General features: G+C 62.4%; 11 protein-coding genes. 4 read left to right on the top strand and 7 right to left on the bottom strand.

Annotation, left to right across the window (positions count from 1 at the left end; translation table 11 throughout):
- Position 1: 1 nt before the first annotated feature.
- The 3 genes from FJ977_RS25710 to scpA are packed head-to-tail and all read left to right on the top strand — an operon-like array spanning position 2 to position 4,352.
- Complete coding sequence (locus tag FJ977_RS25710; protein ID WP_140774966.1) at positions 2 to 214, top strand: hypothetical protein; 213 nt, start codon at positions 2 to 4, stop codon at positions 212 to 214.
- Positions 214 to 2,217, top strand: coding sequence for an acetyl/propionyl/methylcrotonyl-CoA carboxylase subunit alpha (locus FJ977_RS25705; RefSeq protein ID WP_140774965.1), 2,004 nt, complete (start codon positions 214 to 216; stop codon positions 2,215 to 2,217). Before FJ977_RS25710 ends, FJ977_RS25705 begins: the two co-directional genes overlap by 1 nt.
- Entirely contained in the window at positions 2,217 to 4,352 is a 2,136-nt protein-coding gene (gene scpA, locus FJ977_RS25700; protein ID WP_140774964.1) for a methylmalonyl-CoA mutase, read from the top strand. Before FJ977_RS25705 ends, scpA begins: the two co-directional genes overlap by 1 nt.
- A gap of 8 nt (positions 4,353 to 4,360) precedes the next feature.
- Here scpA and FJ977_RS25695 read toward each other — a convergent pair whose 3' ends face one another.
- Positions 4,361 to 4,840 (bottom strand): Lrp/AsnC family transcriptional regulator, encoded by a 480-nt coding sequence (locus FJ977_RS25695; protein ID WP_140775224.1) that lies wholly within the window; start codon positions 4,838 to 4,840, stop codon positions 4,361 to 4,363.
- A 123-nt stretch (positions 4,841 to 4,963) separates the two neighbouring features.
- Between FJ977_RS25695 and FJ977_RS25690 the strand changes: the two genes are divergently transcribed.
- Complete coding sequence (locus tag FJ977_RS25690) at positions 4,964 to 7,357, top strand: transketolase (protein WP_140774963.1); 2,394 nt, start codon at positions 4,964 to 4,966, stop codon at positions 7,355 to 7,357.
- Between the two features lie 356 nt (positions 7,358 to 7,713).
- Here FJ977_RS25690 and FJ977_RS25680 read toward each other — a convergent pair whose 3' ends face one another.
- The 6 genes from FJ977_RS25680 to FJ977_RS25655 form a co-directional block, all read right to left on the bottom strand.
- A complete protein-coding gene (locus tag FJ977_RS25680; protein WP_140774962.1) occupies positions 7,714 to 8,886 on the bottom strand; it encodes an acetyl-CoA C-acyltransferase in 1,173 nt (390 codons plus the stop codon).
- Positions 8,886 to 9,779: an SDR family NAD(P)-dependent oxidoreductase gene (locus FJ977_RS25675; RefSeq protein WP_140774961.1), complete on the bottom strand. Its 894-nt coding sequence runs from the start codon at positions 9,777 to 9,779 to the stop codon at positions 8,886 to 8,888. The genes FJ977_RS25680 and FJ977_RS25675 overlap by 1 nt, the downstream gene beginning before the upstream one ends.
- Before the next feature lie 74 nt (positions 9,780 to 9,853).
- The gene (locus tag FJ977_RS25670) at positions 9,854 to 11,575 is read right to left on the bottom strand and encodes an AMP-binding protein (RefSeq protein WP_210243864.1); all 1,722 of its coding nucleotides are present in this window, start codon (positions 11,573 to 11,575) and stop codon (positions 9,854 to 9,856) included.
- A 15-nt stretch (positions 11,576 to 11,590) separates the two neighbouring features.
- The gene (locus FJ977_RS25665; protein WP_140774960.1) at positions 11,591 to 13,087 is read right to left on the bottom strand and encodes a sugar ABC transporter ATP-binding protein; all 1,497 of its coding nucleotides are present in this window, start codon (positions 13,085 to 13,087) and stop codon (positions 11,591 to 11,593) included.
- On the bottom strand, positions 13,084 to 14,124 hold the full coding sequence (locus tag FJ977_RS25660) for a hypothetical protein (RefSeq protein ID WP_140774959.1): 1,041 nt from the start codon (positions 14,122 to 14,124) through the stop codon (positions 13,084 to 13,086). Before FJ977_RS25660 ends, FJ977_RS25665 begins: the two co-directional genes overlap by 4 nt.
- On the bottom strand, positions 14,124 to 16,259 hold the full coding sequence (locus tag FJ977_RS25655; protein ID WP_140774958.1) for an SMP-30/gluconolactonase/LRE family protein: 2,136 nt from the start codon (positions 16,257 to 16,259) through the stop codon (positions 14,124 to 14,126). Before FJ977_RS25655 ends, FJ977_RS25660 begins: the two co-directional genes overlap by 1 nt.
- Positions 16,260 to 16,266 lie beyond the last annotated feature (7 nt).

The raw sequence follows: 16,266 nt of genomic DNA, 5'->3' as shown, positions 1-16,266 counted from the left end.
CATGTGCACGCAGGTCCAAATTGACGGAATTCTCTGTTCGACCCCGCGGCAGCTGGCCGCCCGGCTTGGCGCCGAAGGACTGCTCGAATGGGTGGATCACCAAGGCGAGATGGACTGGTGCCTGTGCGTGATCGACGTGCCCAGGACATTGGAGCGTTCGGCGCTGAAATGGATACGCGAAGGGGAGTCGGAAATGTTTGTGGTCGAGCGATAATGTTCAGGAAAATCCTCATTGCCAATCGGGGCGAGATCGCCTGCCGTGTCATCCGCACGGCCCGCAAGCTCGGCATAGCGACAGTGGCGGTCTATTCGGATGCCGATCGCGACGCGCTGCATGTGAAGATGGCCGATGAGGCGGTCCACATCGGGCCATCGCCGTCGAGCCAATCCTACATCGCTATCGCCAAGGTCGTGGACGCGGCGAAGGCCGTGAGTGCCGATGCGGTGCATCCAGGCTATGGCTTCCTGTCGGAAAACGCCAATTTCGCCGGAGCCCTCAATGACGCCGGCATAACCTTCATCGGCCCGCCGGTGGTGGCGATCGAGGCGATGGGTGACAAGATCACCTCCAAGCGCATCGCCGCCGCGGCCGGCGTTTCCACCGTGCCCGGTCACATGGACCTGATTGAGGATGCGGACGAAGCCGTGCGCATCGCAGCATTGATCGGCTATCCAGTGATGATCAAGGCGTCCGCCGGCGGCGGCGGCAAGGGCATGCGCATCGCCTGGAATGACCGCGAGGCGCGTGAGGGGTTCCAGTCATCAAGGAACGAGGCCAAGGCCTCCTTCGGCGACGACCGTATCTTTATCGAAAAGTTCGTCACCGAGCCGCGTCATATCGAGATCCAGGTGCTGGGCGACCAGCACCGCAACATCGTCTATCTGGGCGAGCGCGAATGCTCGATCCAGCGGCGCAACCAGAAGGTCATCGAGGAAGCACCGTCGCCGTTCCTCGATAAAGCCACCCGCAAGGCCATGGGCGAGCAGGCCGTCGCACTGGCGCGCGAGGTCGGCTATTTCTCGGCCGGTACGGTCGAGTTCATCGTCGACGGCAAGAAGAACTTCTATTTCCTGGAGATGAACACCCGCCTTCAGGTCGAGCATCCCGTGACGGAGCTGGTGACCGGCCTCGATCTGGTGGAAGAGATGATACGCATCGCCGCCGGCGAAAGACTGCGCTTTGGCCAGGACGACGTGAAGCTCGACGGCTGGGCGATCGAAAGCCGGCTCTATGCCGAGGATCCGTATCGTAATTTCCTGCCCTCCATCGGGCGCCTGACCCGCTACCGGCCGCCGGTCGAAGGGCGGCGCGAGGACGGCACGGTCGTGCGCAACGACACCGGCGTGTTCGAGGGCGGCGAGATCTCGATGTACTACGATCCGATGATCGCCAAGCTCTGCGCCTGGGCGCCGGAGCGTAGCGGGGCGATCGATGCAATGGCGCGCGCGCTCGACGACTTCGAAGTGGAAGGTATTGGTCACAACCTGCCGTTCCTGTCGGCGGTGATGGCGCAGCCGCGCTTCCGCGAGGGCCGGCTGACCACGGCCTACATCGCGGAAGAGTTCCCGGACGGTTTTCAAGGCGTCGAGCCGAACGATACCCAGGCGCGTCTGCTGGCGGCCGTTGCCGCCTTCATCAATGCGAGGATCGCTCGCCGGTCGGCGCAGATTTCGGGTGCGCTTGCCAACCATCCGCGCAGCATCGGCAAGGACTGGGTTGCGACGGTGGCCGATCGTGAATTCGCGCTCGTCATGGTTCAGGATGAAGCCAGCGACGTCATCGCCTTTGCCGATGGGCCGGGCCTCGCGGTGTCCAGCGACTGGCTGCCGGGCGACAGCCACGCAACCTTCGTCGTGGACGGCAAAGCGGCGGGCGTGAAGGTGTCGCTCAACGGCTCCGGCCTGCGCCTGCGCTGGCGGGGCATCGACGTCACCGCATTCGTGCGCTCGCCCCGCGTGGCCGAGCTTGCCCGGCTGATGCCGGTGAAAACGCCGCCCAACACGTCGAAGATGCTGCTGTGCCCCATGCCCGGCATCATCACCTCGCTCGCCGTGCAGGTGGGCGATACGGTCGAGGCCGGGCAGACGCTGGCGACTGTCGAGGCCATGAAGATGGAGAACGTGCTGCGTGCCGAGCGTCGGGCGGTGGTGAAGGCGCTCGCGACAAGAGCCGGCGCCAGCCTCGCCGTCGACGAACTCATCATGGAGTTCGAATGATGGCGGACGAGCTGGAACAGTGGCGCGCCCTCGCCGGGAGGGAAGTCAAGGCCGGCCCGGACACGCTTGTCTGGCGCACACCGGAAGGCATCGACGTCAAGCCTCTCTACACAGCACAGGATCTTGAGGGGAACGACTATCTCGGCGGCTTGCCGGGGCATAAACCGTTCCTGCGCGGGCCGCGCGCAACCATGTATGCCGGCCGTCCGTGGACCATCCGGCAATATGCGGGCTTCTCGACGGCGGAGGCATCCAACGCCTTCTATCGCAAGGTGCTCGCCGCCGGCCAGCAAGGCGTGTCGGTGGCCTTCGACCTTGCCACCCACCGCGGCTATGACAGCGATCACCCGCGTGTCGAGGGCGATGTCGGCAAGGCGGGCGTTGCCATCGATTCCGTCGAAGACATGAAGATCCTGTTCGACGGAATCCCGCTCGACAAGGTTTCGGTGTCGATGACCATGAACGGCGCGGTGATCCCGATCCTGGCCAGCTTCATTGTCGCGGGCGAGGAACAGGGCGTACCGCGAGGGCTGCTTTCGGGAACCATCCAGAACGACATCCTCAAGGAGTTCATGGTCCGCAACACCTACATCTATCCGCCGGAGCCCTCGATGCGGATCGTCGCCGACATCATCGAATATACGGCGAAAGAGATGCCGAAGTTCAACTCGATTTCGATCTCCGGCTATCACATGCAGGAGGCAGGAGCGACGCTGGTACAGGAGTTGGCCTTCACGCTCGCCGATGGGCGCGAATATGTCCGGGCGGCGCTGAAGAAGGGCCTCGACGTCGACGACTTCGCCGGCCGGCTGTCCTTCTTCTTCGCGACCGGCATGAACTTCTTCATGGAGGTGGCCAAGTTGCGCGCGGCGCGGTTGTTGTGGACCCGCATCATGGAGGAGTTCCAGCCGAGGAAAGCCTCTTCGCTCATGCTGCGCACGCACTGTCAGACATCCGGCGTGTCGCTGCAGGAGCAAGACCCTTACAACAACATCGTACGCACCGCTTTCGAGGCGATGAGCGCGGTGCTTGGCGGCACGCAGAGCCTGCATACCAATTCCTTCGATGAGGCGATCGCCCTGCCTACCGAGTTCTCGGCCCGCATCGCGCGCAACACGCAGCTGATCCTTCAGCACGAGACGGGCGTCACCAAGGTCGTCGATCCACTCGCCGGCTCCTACTATGTAGAGAACCTGACCAAAGAGCTCGCCGACGCGGCATGGAAGCTGATCGAGGAGATCGAAGCGAAGGGTGGCATGACAAATGCTGTCATCGAGGGATTGCCCAAGCGCTTGATCGAAGAAGCGGCGACACGCAGGCAGGCGGCGGTCGACCGCGGCGATGAGGTGATCGTTGGCGTCAACCGGTACCGGCTCGACAACGAGGACAAGATCGACGTCCTCGACATCGACAACAAGGCGGTGCGCGGGGCGCAGGTGAAGCGCCTGGACCGGGTTCGCCGGCAGCGAGATTCCAGCCGGGTCGAAGCGGCGCTCGCCCTGCTGGAGGAGGTCGCCGTCACCGGCAAGGGCAACATGCTTGAAGCCGCGGTGGAAGCGGTGCGTGTTCGTGCAACGGTGGGCGAGATTTCCGATGTCTTGCGCGGGGCCTTTGGCGACCATGCGGCGACGCCCAAGGTCGTGCGCGGCGTCTACGGCCCGTCCTATGCCGGCGAACCGGAATTCACCACGCTGGTTGCGCGCCTGCAGGAAGTCTCGGCCTCGCTCGGCTCAAGGCCGAGGATCATGGTCGCCAAGCTCGGCCAGGATGGCCATGATCGTGGCGCGAAGATCATCGCCTCGGCCTTCGGCGATATCGGCTTCGAGGTCGTCACCGGGCCCCTGTTCCAGACGCCGGGCGAGGCGGCCGACCTGGCCATGACCTCGAAGGTGCATGTCGTCGGCGTGTCTTCGCTGGCGGCCGGCCACAAGACGTTGCTGCCGCAGCTTGTCGAACTGCTGAAGCAAAGGGGCGCGCAGAACATTATCGTCGTCTGCGGCGGGGTCGTGCCGCGTCAGGATTATCAGTACTTGTTCGACCACGGGGTCGCGGCCGTGTTTGGTCCAGGCTCCAATGTGCTGGATGCAGCGCGCGCCATCCTCGACCTGATGGAAGGAAAGCGCAGCAACATCTGATTTTGAATTTATCCGTGTTCGCTTATGGGAAGCGCCTGGGAATGTTTCACCTGCCCTAGTGCAAAGCTCGACTCGATTGACGCAACTCCTTCCAAGCGTGTCAGCTTTTGCTTGAGAAAGCTCTCGTAGGCCTCGAGATCCTTCACAACGATCCGGAGCAGATAGTCTCGCTGCCCGGTCATAAGATAGCACTCGACAATCTCTGGCCAACGCATGACGGCCTTCGCGAACCGATCCAGCTCCTCTTCCCTTTGCCTTTCAAGTTTTATCGATGCGAACACGCTGATCGGCAGCCCAACTTTCACCTGATCGACAACCGCTACATAGCTCTTGATCACACCCGAGGCCTCGAGGTTACGAACCCGGCGCGCGCATGGTGACGGCGATAGTCCCACAATCTCGCTTAGCTTTTCGCTTGTCGCATGAGCATCGGATTGGAGAACTCCAAGGATTTTCCGGTCGATTTCGTCAATTTCTGCTTTTGACATATTCTGCCATTTTTCGAATGTAAATTCGCTCAACCAGCCAACTTTACCAAAGCGTCCGACCATATTTGGTCACACTCTGCTCATGTCGTCCAGTAGCTTATGTGCATTCGAAAGCGAGGGGCCATGGACAAACAGCGCTTGGAATTCCTGACGGAATTGGAGAAGAAGGTCCTGTGGCTGGCGACGTGGACGATCCATAACGCCAACCACCTTCGCACGAGCGATGACGGGCTCAAGGTCGGTGGCCACCAGGCTTCGTCCGCGTCCTTGGCGACGATCATGACGGCGCTGTATTTCGCGATTTTGCGCCCCGAAGACAGGGTCGCCGTGAAGCCCCATGCAAGTCCCGTCTTCCACGCTATCCAGTATCTGTTCGGCAACCAGACCCGCGAAAAGCTCGAGGCCTTTCGCGCGTACAAGGGCGCACAGTCCTACCCATCCCGCACCAAAGACATTGATGACGTCGACTTCTCCACCGGCTCTGTCGGTTTGGGCGTCGCACAGACGCTGTTTTCATCGCTGGTACAGGACTATCTGCACGCAAAGGGCATGGCAGCGGATCTACCCGATGGAAAGATGGTGGCGCTTATCGGCGACGCCGAGATGGACGAAGGCAACATCTTCGAGGCGCTCCTTGAAGGATGGAAGCATGGGCTCCGCAATACGTGGTGGATCGTCGACTACAATCGCCAGAGTCTCGATGCCGTCGTCCGTGAAGGTCTGTGGGAACGATTCGAATCCCTTTTCCGGAATTTCGGGTGGGACGTCGTCATTCTCAAATACGGCAGGCTGCTCGATGCCGCGTTCGCCGAACCCGGCGGCGAGGCGCTCCGACACTGGGTCGATACATGCCCAAACCAGCTCTATTCCGCGCTGACATTCCAGGGCGGCGCATCCTGGAGGAAGCGGCTTCTGGATGATATCGGGGATCAGGGCCCGGTATCGAAACTGATCGAAAGCCGTTCGGACGAAGAACTGGCCCAGCTCATGGCCAATCTGGGCGGACATGATCTGCCGGCATTGCTCGACGCTTTCGAGGAAGCACGAACGCATGATCGGCCGGTGTGCTTCATCGCGTACACGATCAAGGGATTCGGGCTTCCGCTCGCCGGCCACAAGGACAACCACGCCGGCCTCATGACGGCGACGCAGGTCGAAGGATTGCGCGCCAGCCTCGGCGTGACACCTGGCCGTGAGTGGGAACCGTTCGAAGGCTTGTCATTGCCGGAAAGAGATCTGGTCGAATTCATAAAAACGGCGCCGTTCAACAGCCGCGGAACCCGTCGCTTTCAGGCGGCCAAGGTTGCCGTTCCGGAGAAGCTGCCAGCGCCGTCGCAGCCGTCCATGTCCACACAACAGGGCTTCGGACTGCTGATGCACGAGATTGCCAAGAGCGATACAGATCTTGCCAGCCGCATCGTCACCACGTCACCGGACGTCACCGTATCCACCAATCTCGGTGCATGGGTAAATCGCCGTGGGCTGTTTGCACGCGAGGAAATGGTCGATCTCTTCAGGAAGGAACGGATACCGTCCACCTTCAACTGGGAATTTTCGCCCAAGGGCCAACACATGGAACTTGGCATCGCCGAGATGAACCTGTTCATCATGCTGTCCGCTTTGGGACTGTCCCATTCTATTTTCGGCGAGCGGCTGCTGCCGGTAGGCACGCTCTATGATCCGTTTATCGAGCGCGGTCTCGACGCCCTCAACTATGCCTGTTACCAGGATGCCCGCTTCATCGTGGCGGCGACCCCTTCGGGCGTGACGCTTGCACCAGAGGGTGGCGCGCATCAATCCATCGCAACACCCCTGATCGGCATGGCGCAGGACGGCTTGGCCAGTTTCGAGCCAGCCTTTGTCGATGAACTCGCCACGATCCTGCGTTTCTCGTTCGATTACATGCAGCGATCCGGCGACAGCGAGCCAGACGCTGTGACATGGTTGCGGGATGCCGTTGGCGGGTCCGTCTACCTCAGGCTATCGACACGGTCGATCGAGCAACCGAAGCGTGAGGTCGATGGTGAACTTGCCGAAGCCATCGTCAATGGCGGTTATTGGATGCGCAGGCCTGGGCCCAATGCGCAGGCGGTCATAATCTATTCCGGCGCCGTGGCGCCTGAAGCGATCGAAGCTGTCGGGTTGATCGCCGAGGACCGGCGCGACGTCGGCCTGCTCGCTGTCACCTCGGCCGATCGACTGAATGCGGGCTGGACAGCGGCTCAACGCGCCCGCGAGCGCGGATTGATCCACGCACAGAGTCACGTTGAGCGTTTGCTGGCACCTGTGCCGGGACACTGCGGCCTTGTCACCGTGATTGACGGTCATCCGGCAACGCTGGCGTGGCTGGGCTCGGTTCATGGTCACCGAACCCGTTCGCTGGGCGTCGAGCATTTCGGGCAGACGGGCACGATCGCGGACCTCTATCGCCACTACGGCATCGATGCACAAGGTATAGCGACCGCAGCTCAAGCCATCGTACCGGGCAAGCCGATCAGACACATCCACGTGGTATAGCTGACCTGCCTGATCAGGGATCGGCTCTCGCTCGGCTCGCCGTTCGGGCCGGCATGGTGGCGGTCGTCAGCAACAAGCGAGGAAAGCAAAGCCTCGAGGACTTCGCCCGGCAACTCGGCGACCTCGTCGTCGCGGCGAGCCTGTTCGAGGCGGGCGCAAGAGGAGATCGTCGTGCTCGCCGTGCCATGGTCCGAGCTCGCCGTAGCGCTGGTGGAAGTCCCCGACTGGGACGGAAGGATCGTGATAGACGCGACGAACCCCGACGTGCCCGCGACGGCAATAATTTGAATGCGGCGTGCGAACTGAGACAGTTGGCGAGTTGGCGCTGAGGTTCAACTTCTCAGGAGTCCGCGACGTTACAGTACTTCGAAGAGCCCTGCCGCGCCCATGCCCCCGCCCACGCACATGGTGACAACGATATAACGCACGCCTCGTCGTTTGCCTTCCAGGAGGGCGTGGCCAACCATTCTTGCTCCCGACATGCCATAGGGATGGCCGATTGAAATCGCGCCGCCATTGACGTTGAGCCGTTCAGCAGGGATGCCGAGCCGGTCGCGGCAATACAGAACCTGGACGGCGAAAGCCTCATTGATCTCCCAAAGACCAATGTCTTCCGGAGAGAGTTCGAAGCGCTCAAGGAGGCGCGGCACGGCGAAGACTGGACCAATGCCCATTTCATCCGGCTTCGTGCCGGCCACAGCCATACCGACATAGCGGCCGAGCGGGTTCAGACCGCGTCGCTCCGCGAGGCGCGCTTCCATCACAACGCAAGCAGAGGCGCCATCGGAAAGCTGGCTGGCATTCCCGGCCGTGACCGTGCCGCCTGGAATCACTGTCGCCAGCGCGCTTAGTCCTTCGAGCGTGGTGTCGGGCCTTGCTCCCTCGTCGCGATCGAGGATGACTTCGTGAAAGGTGACGTCCTTGGTTGCTTTGTCGACGCGTTTCATCGTCGTCCTCATCGGCACAATCTCGGCATCGAAGCGCCCGGCGCGCTGAGCTTCAGCAGTGAGCTGCTGCGAGTTGAGCGCGTAGGCGTCGCATGTCTCGCGTGCGATGCCGTAGCGTCGCGCGACTACCTCCGCGGTCTCGATCATCGGCATGTATGCGTCGGGATGCATGGCGGTGAGCATAGGGTCGGGCGTGATCCGCAATTCGGGCGTCTGGACCAGCGAAATCGACTCTACCCCGCCCGCAACGACGATATCCATCCGGTCGACAATGATCTGCTTTGCAGCGGTCGCTATGGTCATCAGTCCGGATGAACATTGCCGGTCGAGGGTCATGCCTGGCACCGTTACCGGGAAACCCGCGCGCAATGCCGCCATACGGCCGACCGACTGCTGCACCCCTTGCGGCAAGGAGGAGCCGAGCAGGCAGTCCTCGATCTCCGCAGGCGCAACGCCGGCGCGTTCGACGGCCGCGGTGAGGGCATGCGCCGCAAGCGTCGGCGATGGTGTGTGGTTCAACGCGCCGCGATAGGCGCGACCAATCGGCGTCCGCGCCGTCGATACGATCACCGCGTCGCGCATCAGCGATACATCCCCGCTGCCCTGGCGGCCGTCTCGGCGCTGGCAAGTTCGCGCTCGGCCTGGGTGAAGCCGTAGTCCGGTACGACCTCACGGTCGCGTTCTGATATCGCATCCCATTCCTGGACGACCCGTTCGCCCGCGTCTTCGCCCCCGCCGATATAGAGGCCTTGCGTAAGGACCACGCCTGCCCGGGCGAAATGGCCCGCGCCGGCGCAAAGGATCGCGCGGGTGGGCGCGCCCTCGCCGACGAGCGCGAGCAGTCCCGGACTGACCAGCGCCGGATCGAGCAAGTTCAGGTGTCCTTCCGACAGCAGGCCATCGGTCATCTGCGTCGCGGCGGTTGGAGCCAGGCAGTTGACCCGGATGCCGTATTTGTCGCCCTCTATCGCCAGGGTCTGCATCAGCCCGACCAGCGCCATCTTGGCGGCGCCGTAGTTGGCCTGGCCGAAATTACCGTAGAGCCCGGACGACGACGTGGTCATCACGACCCGGCCGTAGCGCTGTTCGCGCATGATGTCCCATACCGCCTTGGTGCAGATCACCGCACCCATCAGGTGAACGTCGACCACCAGGCGGAAATCGTCGAGGCTCATTTTCGCGAAGCTTTTGTCGCGCAAGATCCCGGCGTTGTTGACCAGAATGTCGACGCGACCCCAGCGCTGCATTGTCCGCGCGGTCAGTTCGGCAACGGCGGCCTCATCGGTCACCGATGCGGCGATGGCGATGGCTTCGTAACCCGCCGCCACGATTTCCGCGGCGACGCGATCCGCTGCCTCATGCGACAGATCGTTGACCACCACCCTGGCGCCTTGCCGCGCCAGGAAAAAGGCATGCGCACGGCCAAGCCCGCCGCCCGCGCCGGTTATAATCGCGATCCTTCCATTGACAGACATTCGGCTGCATCCTCTGATTTCGACCGGCCATGTTCGCCGGGTAACGGTTCATCGACAGTTGTTGGTGACCGACATCAACCGCCGCCGTATTCGGCTCGCAGTCGCATCTTGTCGATCTTGCCGGTGGCCGCGAGCGGCATGCGCTCGAGTCGATAGACCGCATCGGGAATACACCATGACGCGACATGCCCTTGCAACGAAGCCAGAAGGTCTTCGTCGCTGATCACCTGCGCCTCGCGTATCTCGACCAGAAGGATCGGGCGCTCACCCCATTTCGGATCCGGCCGTCCAATCACCGCTGCGAGCCCGACCTCTGGGAGAGCGCCGATCACCGCCTCGATCTCGGCCGGGTTGATCCATTCGCCGCCGGATTTGATCAGGTCCTTGACCCGGCCCGTAATCGCGACATTGCCGCTTTCGTCGATGCGCGCGAGATCGCCTGTCGCAAACCAGCCATTCGCATCGCTCGCCTTGTCCTGCTCTCCGAAATAGCGTTCAACGACAGCGGCACCGCGCACGCGCAACTGGCCTTCAACACCGCGCTGCCGAGGCAGCGCCTGTCCGTCGGCGTCGGTCAGCAACAGATCGACGCCTATAGCGGGGCGGCCCGAGAGCCCCGCTTGCGATCGCTCGTGAAGCGGCGCCACCGTGCCTGACGGCGAGAGCTCGGTCATTCCCCAACTCGTCTGCACTTTCACATCAAGGCGGCTTTCGATCCGCTCCATCAGCGCCGGTGCGATGGGGGCTCCTCCAACGGTGATGCGCTTGAGCGTCGGCATGGATATGCCGGTCGCTTCGACATGCTCGACAAGGCCCAGCCAGACGGTGGGGACGCCCACTGCCATCGTCACCTCTTCCTCCACAATCAGGCGCGCCAGGCTGGCGCCGTCCATGGCGCGTCCCGGCAGGACCAGCCTTGCGCCCACGGCCGGCACCGCGAATGGAAGGCCCCAGGCGTTGGCATGAAACATCGGCACGACGGCAAGAACGCTGTCGGCGCTTGAGATGGCCATCACATCGGCCTGCAACAGCCGCAGCGTGTGCAAGAAGCTCGAGCGATGGGTGTAGGTGACCCCCTTGGGGGCGCCAGTCGTGCCCGAAGTGAAGCAAAGTCCGCAAGGAGACGTCTCGTCGAAATCACCCCAGCCCGCCTCGCCCTGCGACCGGGCAATCAGCAGGTCGAGCGAGCAAAGCGGCGGTTCGGCGACGAAGTCTCTTGCCCCGTCGATCACCCAGATGCGCTCGATGTCCGTCGCGGCGGCGACTATCTCGGCGGCAAGCGGCAGGAGATCCGCACTGACGACGAGGATTCGCGCTTTGGACAAGCCCGCCATGGCAGCGAGTTGCGCGCCGGTCAGCCGCGGGTTGAGTGTATGGCAGACGGCGCCCATGCCCATGCAGGCGTACCAGACCTCGACATGAGCATGGGTGTTCCAGGCGAGAGTGGCGATCCGGTCCCCAACACTTATGCCGAAGCCCCGCAGCAGTGCCGAGATGCGCATGCTGCGATCCCTCAAGGCGAGGTATCCAATTCGATCGGATTTGCCGCCCGTGCGTCCGGTTACCACCTCCGCTTGAGGATGCCATTTGGCGGCGTGCTCGAGAAACTTCTCGAGCGTCAACGAGAACGGCTGGACGGTGCCGTCCATCATCGCGACCTCACCGGGCAGCCGGCCACGATCATTCGTCCGCGATCGCCCTTTCCACCCGAGGCAATCGGTATGAAATTCACTATCGAGCCAGTTAATAACATGGATTGACCTGTCTAATTGATGTCCTGCTCCGCCTCCCGTCACCGGGGGGCGGCGCGCTCAGTGAATCGCGGCATTGAGAATACTGGCCGCGCTTGCCTCGGCCCGTGAAAACTCGGCGGCAATCGTGCCGCTTTTGGCGACCAGGATCCGATCGCAGGTTTCCAGAATTTCCGGCAAATAGGACGATATCAGAATGACGCCGGCACCGCTGTCGGCAAAGCTGCGGATGATCTGGCGGATCTCGGCAATTGCCCCGACATCCACCCCGCGCGTCGGCTCGTCGAAGATAACCAGCTTCGGCTTCTGAATGAGTGATTTGGCGATGACCACCTTCTGTTGGTTGCCGCCGGAAAGATACAGGACCGGTCGTTCGACGCCGATGCTCCGGATTGAAAGCCTGTCCACCCACTCGCTTGCCAAGGCTCGCATCCTTGCCCGTGGAGCAAGGAAGCGACGACCTCCGAACTTGGCCAGCCAACCCAAGCCGATGTTTTCCGCCACGCTCAGCGTGTCGAAGAAACCGTCGAGCTTGCGATCCTCGCTGATATAGGCGATCCCATCGGCCACTGCCTGAGCCGGGAGGCCGTAGCGCACTTCGCGGCCGTCGAGCCAGATACGGCCACCGCCGAAATTGCGCTTTGTGTGTCCCATGATGACCTTGGCGACTTCGCTCCTGCCCGAGCCGATCAAGCCTGCCAGGCCTGTGATCTCGCCGGGGAAGATCGAGAAGGACATGCTGTTGACCATGCTGCCCATGCGGATGTTTTCCACGCGCAGCACCGGCAGGGCGGACCGGGGCGGACGCCTTGCCGCCGGGGCCTTGTCCTGCTCTTTCAGTTCATCGCCGATCATGTGGTGGATGAGCATGCCGCGATTGAAATCGGCGGCCGGCCCGGTGGTCATCATGCGTCCGTTTCTCAGAACGGAGATTCTGTCCGCATAGGTCAGGGCCTCTTCCAGCGCATGCGATATGAAGACAATCGCCACACCGTCTCGCTGCAGCGACTTCATCAGATCGAAGAGATGATCGGTTTCCTCCGGGGTCAGGGCCGCCGTGGGTTCGTCAAGGATGATGACCCTTGCCTTGTTCAGCACCGCGCGGGCGATCTCGACCATTTGCCGTTTGGCTGCGGAGAGCGTCCCTGCAAGCTGCGCGGGGTCGACCTTGAAATTCAGTCGCTGCAGAACTTGCCGGGCAGCACTGCGCACCCGCCGTACCGAGTTGAACATGTGCTCGCGGCCCAGGACCATGTTCTGGGCGACGGTGAGTTGCGGCACCAGGCTGGTCTCCTGGTAGACCATTGAAATCCCCTGCCCGCTCGCATCCCTGGGTGAAGAGAAAACCACCGGCTGGCCATCAATCCTGAGAATGCCCTCGGATGGCGAGATCACGCCGGCGATCAGCTTGCATAGCGTCGACTTTCCAGCGCCGTTCTCTCCGACCAGGGCGTGAATCTCGCCAGCCATCAAATCAAAGCTCGCATCGGCAAGCGCCGCGGTGTTGCCATACGTCTTCGTGACATTCTCAAGGCTGACGATGGGCTGGGCTGTCATGGCACGCTCCCAGAACCGAGATTGAGGATTTCGCCGCTGGCCCGGCTGACGGCAATCAGGTTCCCGTTCCACGAACAGACATCGCAGATCGCATGCCGCCTTCCGTTGGCGCGCGAATGCGCGCAGGCGATCGGCATCAGGGCCTCGTCCAGTTCGATCACCAGCCCATATGAAAATGAAGGCGCCCAGGGTTTTACGTCACCGAAGAGCCGGGCCGCCCCCAGTTCGATTGGGAAGTCGTGGCTGATTTCCGGCGTGGCTCGCGGCGAGATCCAGTAGCGAGGATCGAGATTGGCCTTCATATCCGAAACGAACACCGGCTCCGTCTTCAGGAATTCGATCAAGGGATCACGCCTCGACAGGCAGGCCATCGCGTATCCGGTGTGGGTCTTGCGAATGCGGCCGAGATAGCCGGGATAGCCAGACTGGAGAGTGCGGCCTGAAAGATCGACGATGCTGGCCCGGTCGAGTTGGGAGACGATGAGGCCGCCGGCGACGTCTGGGGTGATGCCCATCGGGCAGTGCAATGCTCGCGCAACGATGCGCGGCTCCTTGAAGCGGCCCACCACCACGACCTTCCCGCGAGGCACTTCATCCCATGGCGCGATGGACAACACGTTTTGATCGTCGCGGTAGCCATTGTCGACGACAGCGATCTCGCCGCTGGACAGGAAGGCGCAATCGCTCACAGAGACGAGATCCGGCGGCGCGGACCAGCCGTCGACCGCCTGCCCGCTCTGGTCGATGACCGCGATGGAGCCACCTTGCAGACCGACCGCGACAAGCCCGTCGGCACTGCACGACAGGGCGGACACGGGTTGGTCGAACCGCGCCCAGGCTGTCGGTTCTTCGCGCCATCGGTGCAGGCGGAATATCTGGCTGCCGGAACTGAACAGCAGGTGGCCTTCGGCTGATACGGACAATGCTTCCGACTTCTCCACAGGGATGGCCTCCGCGTCGTCCAGCCGGTTGTTGGGGCCAAGAACCCCTTCCAGCGTCATTCCGGGAGTATCTTTGGCCTTGCGTGCGAAGAGCATCAACGGTCCCTCCCCCAATAGCTCGCAGGCCCGGTCCACCGTGCGTTGGCGCCTTCTAGGGCGAGCCGACCGATCTTGTCGTTGGTCACGCCGCCGAGGAACAGCGATCCTTCGTGCTCGCGCATCGATGTGATCATGTAGAGAGGTCCATCGGAAGCATCCCACAGTGCATCCACTATCTTGCCCAGCCCGTCTATCTTGAGCACGCCTCCGATGTTGAGGTTGCCGAAGAGCCAGTTTGTCGGTGGCACGCGCCTTGTCATGCGCCGTCGCAGGCCCGGGTGTTTCAGCACCCGGTCGAAGAGCGGATTGCGCATCCCGGCCAGCGCCACCCAGTAGCCGCCATCCGACGCCCGGTTGATGTTGTCGGGATAACCCGGCAGACCTTTGAGGAAGATGCGTGGCCCATCCGACAACTTGGCGAGATCGAAGATCAGGATCGAGCAGTTCCACGTACTGGCGACCAGCAGGTGCTTGCCGTCATGTGTCAGGCACACACCGTTTGGAAACACCAGATTGTCGCAGATGGTCCGGGTTTTCCCGGATTTCGGGTCATGGCTGAGGAGACGGCCGTTGGGCCGCCCTTCAAGAAGGTCCATTCCCCAGTTTTCAATGTCGTAGCGCTTCGTTGCGTCTGTGAAATAGATCGTGCCATCGGGTCCTATGTCCAGATCGTCGGCCATACGGATTGCGGTGTCGTCCTGGACACTGAAGAGGCTGCGTGACGTCTCGTCCGTCAACAGTTCGACGTCGCCTGCCATGGTGACGCGGATCAGTCCCATTCCGGCAACGCAGGTGACGATCCGCCCTTCCCGGTCGAAGGCCAGCCCAAGTGGGCGCCCGCCAATCTTGGCCAGCACGCTTACATCCGAATAGGTCGGTGCGGCGATTTTCAGGATGCAGCCATTGCGGTTGCCGCAATAGAGGTTCCCTTCAGCGTCGAGAATAACATCCTCGGGTCCGTCAACGCGCCCGGAAGCCAGGATTTCCGCGCCCTTCAGCCGCGGGGCCATCTCATCCGGCATCAATCCGCGCATGCCCTCGACCGGCCCGGCATCGAGCACGATGGGATCGAGGTAGCTCGAGGCCAGCAAGCGGTGCCGGTTCTTGCGGAATCGGACGTCGATCGTCAGGATCACGATGATGATGGCGCCCATGCAGAACTGGACGAAATCGCCACGGAAGCCTGCATTGATCATCGCGTTGTTCAGGAGGTAGATCGTCGTGAAGCCGATGAGCACCGTCACGGGCGAACCCTTGCCGGGAACGAAGCCGCCAAGGCCGACCACGAGAGCCGTCAGCGCGAAAAACTCCATGCCGATGCCGGTGTCGGCGACGCTGATGCTGTTTTGACGTGCCGCAAACAGAAAGCCGGCCAGACCGACGATAAGTCCCGCCAGGAGGTAGGCCAGGAAAATGGTCGTCCTGACAGGGATACCACCATGGCGCGCGGCCTTGCGGTTCCCACCGACCGCGAGGATATGCCAGCCGAAGCGAAGCTGGCGAAACATGACGAACACCAGCGCCGCCACGGCGATCAGGCACCAGGCTCCGATTGGGACGGCCAGGAACTTCTCGAAGCCAATCCAGTCCCAAAGGTCATCGGTGCGGCTGCTCGTCGATATTTCCACGAGTTCAGCCTGGGCGGCGAGCGCAAACAATGCCCTGACGGTGATCATCGTCCCGAGCGTCGTCAACAACGCGCCACAGCCGAGCAGACCGGCGACGATGCCATTCGTCATGCCGACCGCGGCGCCGGCCGCAAGCGTGAGCACCAACACGGCAGGAACCGGCAGGTTGAGAATGTGGAAGCAGTAGAGCGCGACGAAGGCCGACATGGCGAAGTTCGAGCCGACCGAGAGATCGATGCCGCCAACTGCGACGACAATCAGAAGCGCCAGGACGACGAGCCCGCCATCGGCGGCATATTGCGCGAGATTCTGCAGGTTGGCCGGCGAGAAATAGCCGTCTGTCGTCAGTGCGATGCCGATCAACACGCACAGCAGGGCCAGGAACGGAATTGTGCTCTCGATCCATCCCTTGGCGAGGATGTCCGCCAGAATGCGCCGCGGCGACACCACGAACAGGGGTACGTGTTGCCTTGGCAGGCTGGCGAAGTCGATTTCAGCGGGCATGGCGCGT

Origin of the sequence: Mesorhizobium sp. B2-1-3A (assembly GCF_006442655.1) — a bacterium.
Classification (GTDB): domain Bacteria; phylum Pseudomonadota; class Alphaproteobacteria; order Rhizobiales; family Rhizobiaceae; genus Mesorhizobium.
The sequence above is the reverse complement of the archived record's forward strand: the minus strand, read 5'-3'. Positions and strand labels throughout refer to the sequence as shown.